At 35.8% G+C, this 13,490-nt stretch carries 12 protein-coding genes; all 12 read left to right on the forward strand.

All coding sequences use genetic code 11. From position 1 onward, the window contains the following. The first annotated feature begins 1,450 nt into the window (after window positions 1–1,450). The 12 genes from BN161_RS22575 (at window position 1,451) to BN161_RS22630 (ending at window position 13,486) form a co-directional block, all read left to right on the forward strand. Window positions 1,451–2,023, forward strand: coding sequence for a UpxY family transcription antiterminator (locus BN161_RS22575; RefSeq protein ID WP_034753688.1), 573 nt, complete (start codon window positions 1,451–1,453; stop codon window positions 2,021–2,023). A gap of 18 nt (window positions 2,024–2,041) precedes the next feature. Then, on the forward strand, window positions 2,042–2,518 hold the full coding sequence (locus BN161_RS22580) for a UpxZ family transcription anti-terminator antagonist (RefSeq protein WP_044270461.1): 477 nt from the start codon (window positions 2,042–2,044) through the stop codon (window positions 2,516–2,518). A gap of 49 nt (window positions 2,519–2,567) precedes the next feature. After that, window positions 2,568–3,650 carry a GDP-mannose 4,6-dehydratase gene (gene gmd, locus BN161_RS22585; RefSeq protein WP_044270463.1) on the forward strand — a complete coding sequence of 361 codons (1,083 nt, stop codon included), beginning with the start codon at window positions 2,568–2,570 and terminating at the stop codon, window positions 3,648–3,650. A gap of 135 nt (window positions 3,651–3,785) precedes the next feature. Beyond that, window positions 3,786–5,105 carry a nucleotide sugar dehydrogenase gene (locus tag BN161_RS22590; protein ID WP_044270465.1) on the forward strand — a complete coding sequence of 440 codons (1,320 nt, stop codon included), beginning with the start codon at window positions 3,786–3,788 and terminating at the stop codon, window positions 5,103–5,105. A 220-nt stretch (window positions 5,106–5,325) separates the two neighbouring features. Beyond that, a complete protein-coding gene (locus tag BN161_RS22595) occupies window positions 5,326–6,417 on the forward strand; it encodes a polysaccharide biosynthesis protein (protein WP_044270467.1) in 1,092 nt (363 codons plus the stop codon). Window positions 6,418–6,433: 16 nt separating this feature from the next. After that, window positions 6,434–7,291 (forward strand): SDR family oxidoreductase, encoded by an 858-nt coding sequence (locus BN161_RS22600; RefSeq protein ID WP_044270469.1) that lies wholly within the window; start codon window positions 6,434–6,436, stop codon window positions 7,289–7,291. Window positions 7,292–7,293: 2 nt separating this feature from the next. Next, entirely contained in the window at window positions 7,294–8,421 is a 1,128-nt protein-coding gene (wecB, locus tag BN161_RS22605) for a non-hydrolyzing UDP-N-acetylglucosamine 2-epimerase (RefSeq protein ID WP_044270471.1), read from the forward strand. 246 nt (window positions 8,422–8,667) lie between these two features. Then, the gene (locus BN161_RS22610; RefSeq protein ID WP_044270473.1) at window positions 8,668–10,215 is read left to right on the forward strand and encodes an MATE family efflux transporter; all 1,548 of its coding nucleotides are present in this window, start codon (window positions 8,668–8,670) and stop codon (window positions 10,213–10,215) included. A gap of 61 nt (window positions 10,216–10,276) precedes the next feature. Next, the gene (locus BN161_RS22615) at window positions 10,277–11,176 is read left to right on the forward strand and encodes a polysaccharide pyruvyl transferase family protein (protein WP_209441921.1); all 900 of its coding nucleotides are present in this window, start codon (window positions 10,277–10,279) and stop codon (window positions 11,174–11,176) included. Window positions 11,177–11,211: 35 nt separating this feature from the next. Then, complete coding sequence (locus BN161_RS22620; protein ID WP_044270478.1) at window positions 11,212–12,402, forward strand: glycosyltransferase; 1,191 nt, start codon at window positions 11,212–11,214, stop codon at window positions 12,400–12,402. Then, on the forward strand, window positions 12,399–13,100 hold the full coding sequence (locus BN161_RS22625) for an EpsG family protein (RefSeq protein WP_044270479.1): 702 nt from the start codon (window positions 12,399–12,401) through the stop codon (window positions 13,098–13,100). Before BN161_RS22620 ends, BN161_RS22625 begins: the two co-directional genes overlap by 4 nt. After that, window positions 13,061–13,486 (forward strand): EpsG family protein, encoded by a 426-nt coding sequence (locus BN161_RS22630; protein ID WP_044270482.1) that lies wholly within the window; start codon window positions 13,061–13,063, stop codon window positions 13,484–13,486. Before BN161_RS22625 ends, BN161_RS22630 begins: the two co-directional genes overlap by 40 nt. Window positions 13,487–13,490 lie beyond the last annotated feature (4 nt).

A 13,490-nucleotide genomic window follows, 5' to 3' on the forward strand; every position in this document is an offset into this window, starting at 1 on the left:
TTCAGCTCTATCTGGAGTTTATGCACACTTTTACCTACACGCTTACACTCACCTTCTGCATCGCCCTGTTCATCGGCAATAGAGTGGAGTGTAGGTAAGTGTAGGCAGAGTGTAGGCAAATTTACCTACACTCCACCTATATCAGAGATATATCTTTGATTATCTTTCCGTTACCCCTCTTTTTTGCCTACACTATTCGTTTTTACACCCTTTCATTTCAGGCGTTTTTCCACCTACTTTTGTCCATCCAAAGCAGGGATTGTAAGTGTCAATCCCTTATGTCCATTGCGCAAACTACGCATGTATACTCTGTTGACATAGAGTGTTTTAGATATGACTACGATCGTGAACATCGTGACTCACAGTAGTGATACACGTGCTTTACAGCAGTGAAGCACGTGCACTACAACTGTACGCACATCCAAATGCAACATTCTAAAACAAAGGAGAAAGGATCTGAATCCAAAGAAAAAGCTATGTAATAACAAGTAAAAGGGCATGTAATTCATAAGGAAGTAGGTACCAAGCGTTCATCAACAGACTATTGTAGCAGTGTATTTCAGCAGGTAAACGTTTGTAAGGCTATTGAGGTGAATAATGATTTAACTACGCATTTTTTTTAATAGACCTTTCTTACTTCTTCAATTTTAGTAATTGTATTCTTCGGTAATATCTATTAATGTCTGTATTAATAGCTTTATGTTTATTATTATTGTTTATAGATATTCCTTTTTTGCACAAGAAATGTGTAATCACAGTCAATCTGTTTTTCCATATGTACACAGGAGGTTCGTTGTGTATAGCTCTATTAAATTTGTTCTTTACCATACTTCTATGATTTTTAATGTCTGAATTAGTGATGGAAAAATATGTTTCAAGCTACGAAGATTAGTGTAAAAAAGAAAGAGTAAGTAAGAATCTTAGAATAATATTGATTATATATACTGATTTACGGCGATTAATTGGCTGATATATAATTTATTGGAGTAAAAATGGATAGGTGTTCAAAAAACGTTCGTTTAATGGACACCAATATTTGTAAAGAAAATGTCTCTTATAAAAACATCAAGTTGAATAGATATTAATGATATTTTTTCAGAATGTAAAATCTTACACATGAGATACTTACATAAAAAAAAGAGGGTCTGAGAAAATATTTTTATCAAACATTTTGGTCATTCAAAAAATACCTTTTACCTTTGCGCCCATTAAACGAACGATTAAAAGACAACTAATCTTCCTTAATCACCCGTTTATAGCTTTTGACTCCAGAAGCTCCACATAGATGTTTCACAGCTTCTTTTTCCGCGATGGTAGGAAGTTCTGAAATGAAATGAATGCAGCATAAGTTATTTAAAATAATCGCATTACATAATTTGACCGGTAGGTATTTCACTACTCCGGTGTCCCTAAAAAATATCCTTACGCGAAGTTGCTTTGCGAAAATATCATGACTGAAAGTACTCACTCTCAGCTTTCAACTTTCAACTCTCAAAATCTCCATTGGTTTGCTGTTCGTGTCTCTTATAGTCGTGAACTGACTCTTAAGTCTATTCTTGATAAGGAGAACATAGAGAGCTTTATTCCTATGTGCTATGGAATGGTGATGAAAGGTGGTAAGCGTGTCCGTAGATTGGTGCCCGCCATACATAATCTTGTCTTCGTTCATTCTACGCGCAAACGTATTGATGCTTTGAAGGACGAGCTTGAGGGAACGATGCCTATACGTTTCATTATGAATCGTGAACATTGCCGTCCGGTAGTTATTCCTGATGCGCAGATGCGCAGTTTTATTCTGGTAGCGGGTAGTCACGATGAGCCAATTCTTTATATGGAAGCAGCCGAACTGAATTTGGTAAAAGGTCAGAAGGTTCGTATCACTGATGGTGTTTTCAAAGGCGTAATCGGTGAGTTTGTCCGTATTCGCCATGATCGCCGTGTGGTAGTCAATATTGAAGGTGTCATGGCTGTAGCTACTACCTTTATCCCGCCTTCGCTTGTTGAGCCGTTAACTGTTGATTGAAATAAAACATTTAATAATATGAATTCTAATTCTTCATCATTATTTTCCTTAGCCCATGATCTTCTAACCTACGGGCTTGATGGAAGTCCCATTTATGCGGACCAATTTACGCGTTTGAACCGTGATGTTTACGAACAGGCTATCGAACTTTACAACATTCATGGAGCTACGGCCGAAGAGGAGGCTGAACTTTGCCTTGGTTTGTTAGTGGCTTTCGCTGCAACGATTTATGATAATGGCTGCAAACAGGAATATATTCAGAATGTTCTGGATCGTAGCTGGGAGGTACTTCCGAAGCTTTCTGCGTCATTGCTGAAGGTGCGTTTGTTAACTTATTGTTATAGTGAGTGTTATGATGAGAGTTTGGCAAAGGAGGCTCATGAAATTATAAATACTTGGGATAAGGCAGGGTTGAGCTTGGAGCAGGCGGAGATTGCAGAGGAGTTGAAGGGGTTTGAGGAGAATCAGTATCCGTGGGAAGCGGTGGAAGAATAGTTATTCTATTTAGGAATAAGATTCACAATTGAGCATTATATAGTATAATATGAAAAAAATAGCATTAATTACAGGTATCACTGGACAAGACGGTTCTTTTCTTGCTGAATTTTTAATAGAAAAAGGTTACGAAGTTCATGGTATTCTTCGACGTTCTTCCTCTTTCAACACTGGGCGTATCGAGCACCTTTATTTGGATGAATGGGTACGCGATATGAAGAAAGATCGTCTGATAAATCTTCATTATGGAGACATGACGGATAGTAGTTCACTAATTCGAATTATTCAGTTGGTTCAGCCAAACGAAATATACAACCTTGCTGCACAAAGTCATGTGAAGGTCAGTTTTGATGTACCTGAATATACTGCGGAATCGGATGCAATTGGTACTCTCCGGATGTTGGAGGCTGTCCGTATTTTGGGATTGGAGAAAAAGACAAAGATTTATCAGGCCTCCACTTCGGAACTTTACGGTAAAGTGCAGGAAGTTCCCCAATCGGAAACTACTCCTTTCTATCCCCGTAGTCCATATGGAGTAGCTAAACAATACGGCTTTTGGATAACGAAGAATTATCGTGAGAGCTACAATATGTTTGCTGTTAACGGTATTCTGTTCAATCATGAGAGTGAACGGAGAGGAGAGACGTTTGTTACGCGTAAGATTACATTAGCAGCCGCCCGAATAGCTCAGGGCTTTCAGGATAAACTGTACCTGGGTAATTTATCTGCCCGTCGTGACTGGGGGTATGCCAAAGATTATGTGGAGTGTATGTGGTTGATCCTTCAGCATGATGTTCCCGAAGATTTTGTAATAGCTACAGGTGAGATGCATACAGTTCGTGAATTTGCTACTTTGGCCTTCGGGGAGGTGAATATTGAACTTCGTTGGGAAGGTGAAGGAGTGAATGAAAAAGGGATTGATATGAAGACCGGTAAGGTATTAGTTGAAGTTGATCCTAAATATTTCCGTCCTTGTGAAGTTGAACAGCTATTGGGAGATCCTACTAAAGCCAAGACTTTGCTTGGTTGGAATCCTACAAAAACAAGTTTATCTGAATTGGTGAAGATAATGGTAGAGCATGATCTGAAATTTGTGAGAAAATTGCATCTGAAAGTACAAATTGCAGAATAATTATTAGGATATTTCAATATTCTTGGTGGATAAACATAAGTAATTACCTTAGGCTGAAATGGGTATAAAGTGGCTGCTTATGAAAATAATAAGAGAAGTTCATTTTTTACTCTATACTTAATTATATCTAAAATTATGCCCAGAGAAATAAAAATAGCTGTAGCCGGTACTGGCTACGTCGGACTGAGTATTGCCACTTTGTTGGCACAACATCATTCGGTGATAGCAGTGGATGTGATACCCAAAAAGGTAGAGATGTTGAACCGCAAGCAGTCACCTATTCAAGATGAATATATTGAAAAGTATTTATTGGAGAAGGAACTGAACCTCACAGCTACTCTTGATGGAGCAGCTGCTTATCGTAATGCAGATTTTGTCATTATTGCAGCACCTACTAATTATGATCCGATTAGAAATTATTTTGATACTCACCACATTGAGGATGTGATTGATTTGGTGTTGAGTGTAAATCCAGATGCTGTAATGGTAATTAAATCTACTATTCCTGTGGGATACTGTCGCAGTCTCTATGTAAAGTATGCGCAGAAAGGATTACAGAAATTGAATTTACTATTCTCACCGGAGTTCCTACGTGAGAGTAAGGCGCTTTACGATAACCTTTATCCTAGTCGCATTATTGTGGGATATCCCAAGCTCATTGTAGATGAACAGTTTAAGGAGGAGAACGAAGCTATTTGTCACATTGCTGATATTCCGGCATTAAAACAAGCTGCTTATACTTTTGCAGGTCTATTACAGGAGGGGGCCATTAAACAGGATATTCCTACACTCTTCATGGGTATGAAGGAGGCGGAAGCTGTGAAACTCTTTGCTAATACCTATCTTGCTCTTCGTGTCAGTTATTTTAACGAGTTGGATACCTATGCAGAAGTTAAAGGTTTGGACTCACAGTCCATTATTCAGGGCGTGGGCCTTGATCCTCGTATTGGTACACATTACAACAATCCCAGTTTTGGCTATGGTGGCTATTGTCTGCCGAAGGATACCAAACAGCTGCTGACTAATTATCAAGATGTTCCGCAGAATATGATGAGTGCTATCGTGGAAAGTAACCGCACGCGTAAGGATTTTATAGCCGACAGGGTTCTACGTATGGCTAGATATTATGACTATTATAATAAAGGCGATTATAAACCATCTGAGGAAAAAAAATGTGTGATTGGAGTTTATCGCCTCACTATGAAATCAAACTCTGACAATTTTCGTCAATCCTCTATTCAAGGAGTAATGAAACGTATTAAAGCTAAAGGAGCAGAAGTGATTATTTACGAACCTACTTTAGAAAATGAAACAACTTTTTTTGGTAGTAGAGTGGTAAATGATTTGGCTAAATTCAAGCAACAGTGTCAAGCCATTATAGCTAATCGCTATGATGTATGTTTGAATGATGTGAAGGAGAAGGTGTATACGAGAGATATTTTTCAGCGAGACTAAGAATTTAATAATTTGTTGTTAGAAGCGTAGACTTTATTGACTTAAAACTTATAGAAAGATTTATTCTCGAAATCTATTTTTTCTTCCAAAAAGGGAAACGCTTTAATCAAAATATAAGTAATAACATTAAAAAAAGCGTCGCTCCTGCAGGTGAATAAATCACAAGCATGAGCTCTACTTGCACTGCAGGAGGGGCGATATATAAAATATAGAAATCAAAATGTCAGTATTTCAAGACAAAGTCCTGCTTATCACAGGCGGCACAGGTAGTTTCGGTAATGCTGTGCTTCGTCGTTTCCTTACAAGCGACATTCGCGAAGTTCGTATTTTCTCACGCGATGAGAAGAAGCAAGACGATATGCGCCATCACCTTCAAGCACAGTATCCTGAAGCTGCTAACAAAGTCAAATTCTATATTGGTAATGTTCGCGAAAAAACATCTGTAGACATAGCTATGCGGGGCGTAGATTATGTATTTGCAGCCGCTGCTCTCAAACAAGTACCATCATGTGAGTTTTTTCCAATAGAAGCTACTATGACCAATGTAGTAGGTACTAACAATGTTCTTCTCTCAGCTATCCAGCATGGAGTCAAGAACGTTGTAGTCCTTTCTACCGATAAGGCAGCTTATCCGATCAATGCCATGGGCATTTCCAAAGCTCTTATGGAGAAAGTAGCTATAGCCAAAGGACGTGAACTCGGTCTGAATGCACAGACCACTATCTGTTGTACCCGTTATGGTAATGTCATGGCTAGCCGAGGTTCGGTTATTCCACTTTGGGTAGAGCAGATGGAACAAGGTAAACCTATCACTATTACCGATCCCCATATGACACGCTTTATGATGACATTGGATGATGCCGTGGATTTGGTGATTTATGCCTTTACTCATGCTGAGAATGGTGATCTCTTTATACAAAAAGCTCCTGCTGCTACTCTTGATGTTCTTGCCGAAGCCCTCAAGCAGACCTATGCTAAAATCGATCCTAAATATGGCGAAACAGAAGTGCGCATTATTGGTACCCGTCATGGCGAGAAACTCTATGAAACTCTTGTTACTTGTGAAGAGATGGCTAAAGCCATCGATATGGGTGATTATTATCGTATTCCATGTGATACTCGTGACCTTAACTATGATAAATACTTCACAGTAGGAAATGAAAGTGTAAATAAAGTGAAAGATTACCACTCTCACAATACAAGACGTTTAAATGTTGAGGGAATGAAGGAACTTCTGCTGAAATTGAGATTCATTCAAGAAGATCTTGGAATGCTTCCACGAATAAAGGCAAGAGAAATTCGCTCAGAATAATAACGGAAGGCGGATAATGAAATTTTTTATTTTAGGATGTAATGGTATGGCAGGTCATGTCATTGCATTATATTTGAAAGAGCAAGGCCATGAAGTAATTGGCTTTGCTAGAAATAAGTCTGATCATGTTGATACTGTAATAGGCGATGCATACGACACAAACTTTATTGTGAAAAATCTTACAGAAGGTAAATATGACGTAGTGATTAATTGTATTGGAATCCTTAATCAGTTTGCTGAGAATAATAAGGCAGCAGCAGTATTCTTGAATAGTTATTTGCCACACTGTCTTGTAAAAGCAACTGAAGGTTCCAGCACTCGGGTAATTCATATGAGTACAGATTGTGTTTTTTCAGGTAAGACTGGACCATATACAGAAACCTCCTTCCCTGATGGAGCAACTTTCTATGATAGAAGTAAGGCTTTGGGAGAAATCAATGATGATAAAAATCTTACTCTTCGCAACTCCATTGTAGGACCGGATATCAGGCAAAAAGGTATTGGACTTCTTAACTGGTTTATGCAGCAGGAGGGAGTTGTAAATGGTTTTACAGGAGCTATGTGGACAGGTCAGACTACGATACAGTTGGCTAAAACCATGGAAGTAGCTGCCATGACTAAGGTTAGTGGACTTATCAATATGGTTCCTGCTACCAATATTTCCAAATACGAGCTTTTAAAACTGTTCAATCACTATTTGCGTAATGATGAACTCACCATCTATCCTGTGGAAGGAGTTGTGGCAGATAAGACTCTTGTTCGTACCAACAACAAGTTTAACTACCAGATTCCGGATTATGATAGTATGGTTCGGGAAATGGCTGAATGGATAAGAGCTCATAAAGAATTATATCCTCATTATAACTTGAAATAGGTATGAAGAAACTGAAACTGATGACGATTGTCGGCACTCGCCCTGAGATTATTAAGATGTCTGCAATCATAAAGAAAAGTGATAAATATTTCAATCATGTACTTGTGCATACAGGTCAGAACTATGATTATAATCTCAATGAAGTTTTTTTTAAAGACCTGGGACTTCGTGAACCGGACTATTACTTAGGTGTAGTAGGTGTCAACATTGGAGAGACTATGGGTAATGTCATTTCAAAGGCTTATAATCTGATGGTGGAGGTGAAACCAGATGCAGTGATCGTACTTGGTGACACTAATTCATGTCTTAGTGTTATTGCTGCAAAACGTCTTAAAATACCTATTTTCCATATGGAAGCTGGAAATCGTTGCAAAGATGAGAATCTTCCTGAAGAGGTAATTCGTAGAATTGTTGACGTTACTAGCGATGTTAATCTTTGCTACTCAGAACATGCTCGTAGATATATTCTTCAGTCTGGAGTTAAGCCAGAGTACACCTATGTAGTCGGTTCACCTATGGCAGAAGTTCTCACAGAAGTTCTGCCTCAGATTGAAGCAAGTGATATTCTTGAACGTCTTGGACTTAAGAAAGGCAAATATATTCTTCTTTCGGCTCATCGAGAAGAGAACATTGATATTGAATCAAACTTCTTTTCACTGATGAATGCAGTTAATTCGATGGCGGAGACGTATGATATGCCAGTTTTGTACAGTTGCCATCCCCGTAGCCGGAAAATGATTGAGAAGAGGGGGGTTAAGTTCAATGACAAAGTTATTCAGCATACACCTCTTGGATTCTTTGATTACAATAAACTTCAGCAAAATGCCTTTTGTGTGGTTTCAGACTCTGGTACAGTACCTGAAGAAAGCGCATTCTTTCATTTTCCAGCGGTAAGTGTTCGTACTTCTACAGAACGTCCTGAGGCTATGGATAAGGGGGTATTTACAATTGGCTCTATTTCGTCGGATCTTGTACTTCAAGCTGTGAATATGGCCGTAGAGATGCACTCTAATGAGGATGATATTTCTGATGTTCCTGCTTATGTGGAGATCAATGTTTCTACTAAAGTTGTGAAGTTGATTCAGAGCTATGTGGGGATTATTAATCATATGGTTTGGAGGAAAAGTTAATCTTTGTATTTTTTCTAATGAATTAATATTTTTAGTTCAACAGTTGATTGGGTGAATCACTTATTCAACTGATGTTTGTTGTGATTGAAATCTTGGATTTTATGCTATTATGAAGAACTTTTTATGTAGTTCGTGTTCGTTCAGTAAGCGAGATTTATGGATTGATGATTATTTGTTTTGAAATTAAATCCTTAGATTTACTACTATTTTATTGATTTGGCTTAGGTATAGAAGTGGCTATTTGTCATGACAGAAAGCGTTAATGTGATTACAACAGAAAATAATAAACGTATAGCAAAAAATACATCTTTACTATATCTTCGAATGATATTAGTTATGGGTGTATCTTTCTTTACCTCTAGAATTGTAATACAATCATTAGGAGTTGAAGATTATGGTATTTATAGTGTAGTAGGTGGAATTATTGCTATGTTTTCATTTATTAATGGGAGTATGGTTGTTTCTACTCAGCGTTATATTACTTTTGAATTGGGAAAAGGTGATATTTGTCTGTTAAGAAAAGTTTTTTCTACCTCCATTCAAATACATGGACTAATTTCATTTATCATTGTTTGTTTGGGAGAGACTATTGGTTTATGGTTTCTTCAAAATAAAATGATTATTCCAGAAGATCGTATGGTTGCGGCTATGTGGGTATACCAATGTTCTATTGTAGTGTGTGTGATTAACATTATGTCTGTTCCGTATAATGCAGACATAATAGCACATGAGAAAATGTCGGCGTTTGCTTATATTTCGATATTTGAAGTATTAACAAAATTAGCTATAGTTTATTTGTTATATATTTCTCCATGGGATGATAGACTTATTGTATATGCAGTACTGTTATTAATAGTACAATTGATTATACGTTCTATGTATATGTGTTATTGTCATAAACATTTTGAAGAATCAAACTACCAACATCAATTTGATAAAACTCTTTTGAAGGAAATGGCAGGTTTTGCGGGCTGGAGCTTTTGGGGTAATTTGGCTGGTGTGCTTAGTACTCAAGGTGTGAATATTATGTTGAACGTCTTTTTTGGTCCTGTAGTAAATGCAGCTCGTGGAATTGCCGTTCAGGTTCAAGCTGTAGTACAGCAGTTTGTGACAAATTTTCAAATGGCTATAAATCCACAGATTACAAAAAGTTATGCAACAGATAATTTAGAGACAACATACATGCTTATGTTTAGAAGTGCTAGATATTCTTTCTATTTATTGTTTGTTTTTGCGCTACCTATTTTTTTAGAAACAGAATATTTATTGGCTTTATGGTTAACGGAGGTTCCTAAGAATACTGTGGAATTTGCTAGAATAATGATTTTGATATCACTGATATATGCTATATCTAATCCATATGTAATAGCAAACCAAGCAACAGGCAAAGTAAGAAGATATCAAATTATTGTAGGAGGTTCACTTCTACTGACACTGCCTATATCGTACATAGTACTAAAATTAGGTGCACCTGCTTTTTCTGTTTTTGTTGTCCAGTTTTTTATTGAATGTGTAGCTCAAATTCTGCGTATTGTGTTATTAAAGCAAAATATTGATTTGTCTATTATGAAAAGTATAGCAAATATTTATTTACCGATATTGTTAGTTATTGTTATATCATCAATACTTCCGGTTATTGTATGTTGTTCTTTACCATGCAATTTTATTAGACTTATTGCTGTTGTTTGTACCTCTATACTGTCTGTATGTGTAACAGCTTTTTTAGTCGGAATAAAGAAAAATGAGAGATTATTTATTTCTAAAAAGTTGATTCAACTTTTTAGAAATAAATAATAATGGTGATAGTTTCTATAGCTTTGTTGTGGTAATTTGAAGCAGTATGATTATATTGAGGATGAAATCAATAGTGAATTATTGTATAGGCTACTATATAATACGAAACATTAGAAAACTTTATAATACAATATATTATTATTTAGGATCTTCTGAGGATTTTTTAATAGTTAATTGCTCATTTAAACAGTGGGGACGTAAGGTTGTTCCATTTAATATCGGTGACGATATTAATGCTGTATTGTTTCAAGGACTATCTGGGAAAAAAGTATTGAATATAGATGAATTCTTCCACAACCGAATGGTTAACATAATGGGTATTGGTTCTATAATTGAATGGAAATCAACTAATGAATCTATTGTATGGGGTAGCGGCATAATGGATAGTAATGTCTGCCTTCCCAAAGAAAGAAGACCATTAAAGGTAGTTGCAGTGAGAGGGAGGTTAACAAAACAGTTGCTTGTTAACAACGGGATTAGTTGTCCTGATGTATTTGGTGATCCGGCTTTACTACTACCACATCTTTATAAACCTGTAATCGAACAGAATGATATTATTGGAATTATTCCTCATTATGTAGATCTAAGAGACCCTATATTGATAGAACTCTTAAATAAAAATAAGAGAATTCGACTTATAGATATTCAGCATTATAAAGACTGGAAAGAAATTATAAATCAGATCTGTTCATGTAGATATATATTGTCCAGTTCTTTACATGGACTGATACTGTCTGATGCTTATGGTATACCTAATTTATGGGTTAAATTTTCTGAAAAAATTGTAGGCGATGGTTTTAAATACTTAGACTATTTCTCTGCAGTAGAAAGAGTTTGTAATTGTATTGATTTAAGAGAGGAATATAGTGTAACGTCATTTGAGAATAGTATTAAAGACTATAAACCTATTATTTTTTCAAAAGAAGAACTCTTAAAATCTTGTCCGTTTAAGGTTGTGTGATTTTTTATCAACAAAGAGTTTTTGTAAATTAATATATGAGAAAAACAACACTTTTTCTTCATCACTCTTCAGTAATAGGAGGAGGAAGTTTCTGTTTACTGAATATTCTGAAAGTAATTGATCGAACTTATATAGAACCGATTGTTGCATTATGTGTAGATGGACCTTTACGTTTGGAGATTGAGAAGTTAGGTATAAAAGTGGTATTGTTTTCCAAAATGACAGCAATACCCTATAATCACACATTGTATAGTATCTCTTCCTTAAAATCATATAGTATGGTAATACTATCGATTCCTACATTTAAACAACTGCTGAAGAGGTATAAAATAGATATAGTATATCTTAATAATATGATGATATACAATTATCTGAAGCCAGCAAAAGAATATGGCTGTAAAACCATAATTCATATTCGTGAACACTGGCCGCTAACTGAACATAAGCACCAGCTTAAATGGGCTCAGGAGGCTGTAAGGCAATATGCAGATGCTGTGATAGCTATCAATAAATATAGTGCTTCAATGTTTGCGTCCTCATATAATAAAATATCTATAGTTTATGATTGGATAGATATGGATTCTCGTTTTGAGTATCGGCCCATATCAGAGATTTTAGGAGAAGATGCGACTAATCTAAAAGTTTACCTTTACACTGGAGGCGTACAGAAAATCAAGGGTGCAGTAGAAATATTAGATGCTTTTTCAAAGTGTATAAAAAATGAGAATGCACGATTGTTGGTATTGGGTATTGATCCCAATTGTGTAGGGACTGGGGTGAGAGAAAAAGTAAAGAAAGTACTTGCTTCATTTGGAATTAAAAGTTATTATTATCAAGTGCGCGAAGCTATTTTACAAGATATCCGTATTCGTTGTATACCGGCTACCTATATGTTAGGTCATATTATGCAGCAGTGTTATTGTAATCTTAGTTATTTTACCATTCCTCATGCAAATCTTGCAATGGCTGAATGTGGAATTATGGGTTTACCTTCTATTGCAGCTTGTTCTGAAGAATCACAAGAGTATTCATATAATGGTCGCTTGGCTTTGCTTTTTCCCATAAATTCGAAAGAAGCGTTTCATCGAGCTATTAGTGATTACAATGCTGACTTCATTGATTTAAAGCGACAACTTAATTCTTGTAATTCAGCACTAAAAGAGATGTTTTCTAAAGAAAGAAATGTGGTAATTTTGAATAGTGTATTGAATAGTATTGCTAAATGATAATATTATATATAGGAATATTTCTTATTATTGTTAGTTTTGTTTTGAGGAAAAAAATGCCCCTCTTCTTGGGATTTGCTTTCGTTTTTCTCATTATGGGATTTCAAAGTAATGTAGAAGGGGATTATGATGGGTATAAGATAGGATTTTCTATGATTGATACCCGAACGGCTGAAGATGAACCGTTGTGGGTCTTTTTATATAAGATATTCCAACCGTTTGGTTTCGAGTTCTTTGTGTGCTGTATAGCTCTGTTTGAAGTTTTTGTTCTTACAAAACTTGCCCAAAGATTCTCATCTCATTCTTATAAGTGGTTACCAGCTATATTATTTTTCTTTATGTTTGGAATGATGCTTATTCAAATGAAAGCTTTGCGTCAAGGATTAGCTGTGGAAGTTTGTATGTTACCATTTATTCTAGCTGTAGAGAAAAGAAAATTTAAATTATTATATTGTTTTATCCCTCTCTTTACAGCTTTTTTAATTCATAATTCAGCATTAGTAATGTTTCCTGCTATCTTGCTTTACTATTTGAACGTATCTATAGGTTTTTTAGAACCAAAGAAGAGCAATCATAGATTGGGATTTAAACTTCCTATGATTTTTTTGTTTTTTTTGTTTTTGTATATTACTTGCGGACTGAAATTTTTCACACATACTTGCTGCAATTATCTGTTTTATTTGGTGATTTTAGGTTAGGTGACTATCTTGAAAATGAAAATGAAACTTTTGAACTTTCTAAACTTCTTGTACTTGCTGATGCTGTTTTTGTATTTCTTTCTGTTTGGTATTATCAGTATACAAAAGGTGCTATGCGTATCCTTTCAATTATGACAACTATAGCAATATTTGCAGATGTAACGTTTTTTGGGGTGGGGTCACTTCCTCGGATGGGATATTATTATTTAGTATCTACAATAGTGGTCTATCCTAATATTGCTCAACTTCTGTCGGTGAAGTATGGGAAAATAGTTGCTTTGATCTTTATTGTAATGTGTATAGGATATGCAGTTAAGACATCATTACCTTGGCTTACAGAACTAGATACCACAGGTTATCGATATTATGAATTTGTATTTTTATAGTAGT

Source organism: Bacteroides timonensis, assembly GCF_000513195.1.
Classification (GTDB): domain Bacteria; phylum Bacteroidota; class Bacteroidia; order Bacteroidales; family Bacteroidaceae; genus Bacteroides; species Bacteroides timonensis.

Excerpts from the sequence above, each read along its gene's own strand:
- BN161_RS22575 (WP_034753688.1), top strand. The coding sequence starts at position 1,451 with ATGACTGAAAGTACTCACTCTCAGCTTTCAACTTTCAACTCTCAAAAT.
- BN161_RS22625 (WP_044270479.1), top strand. The coding sequence starts at position 12,399 with ATGATAATATTATATATAGGAATATTTCTTATTATTGTTAGTTTTGTT.
- BN161_RS22580 (WP_044270461.1), top strand. The coding sequence starts at position 2,042 with ATGAATTCTAATTCTTCATCATTATTTTCCTTAGCCCATGATCTTCTA.
- BN161_RS22600 (WP_044270469.1), top strand. The coding sequence starts at position 6,434 with ATGAAATTTTTTATTTTAGGATGTAATGGTATGGCAGGTCATGTCATT.
- BN161_RS22620 (WP_044270478.1), top strand. The coding sequence starts at position 11,212 with ATGAGAAAAACAACACTTTTTCTTCATCACTCTTCAGTAATAGGAGGA.
- gmd (WP_044270463.1), top strand. The coding sequence starts at position 2,568 with ATGAAAAAAATAGCATTAATTACAGGTATCACTGGACAAGACGGTTCT.
- wecB (WP_044270471.1), top strand. The coding sequence starts at position 7,294 with ATGAAGAAACTGAAACTGATGACGATTGTCGGCACTCGCCCTGAGATT.
- BN161_RS22610 (WP_044270473.1), top strand. The coding sequence starts at position 8,668 with ATGACAGAAAGCGTTAATGTGATTACAACAGAAAATAATAAACGTATA.
- BN161_RS22590 (WP_044270465.1), top strand. The coding sequence starts at position 3,786 with ATGCCCAGAGAAATAAAAATAGCTGTAGCCGGTACTGGCTACGTCGGA.
- BN161_RS22615 (WP_209441921.1), top strand. The coding sequence starts at position 10,277 with ATGAAATCAATAGTGAATTATTGTATAGGCTACTATATAATACGAAAC.
- BN161_RS22595 (WP_044270467.1), top strand. The coding sequence starts at position 5,326 with ATGTCAGTATTTCAAGACAAAGTCCTGCTTATCACAGGCGGCACAGGT.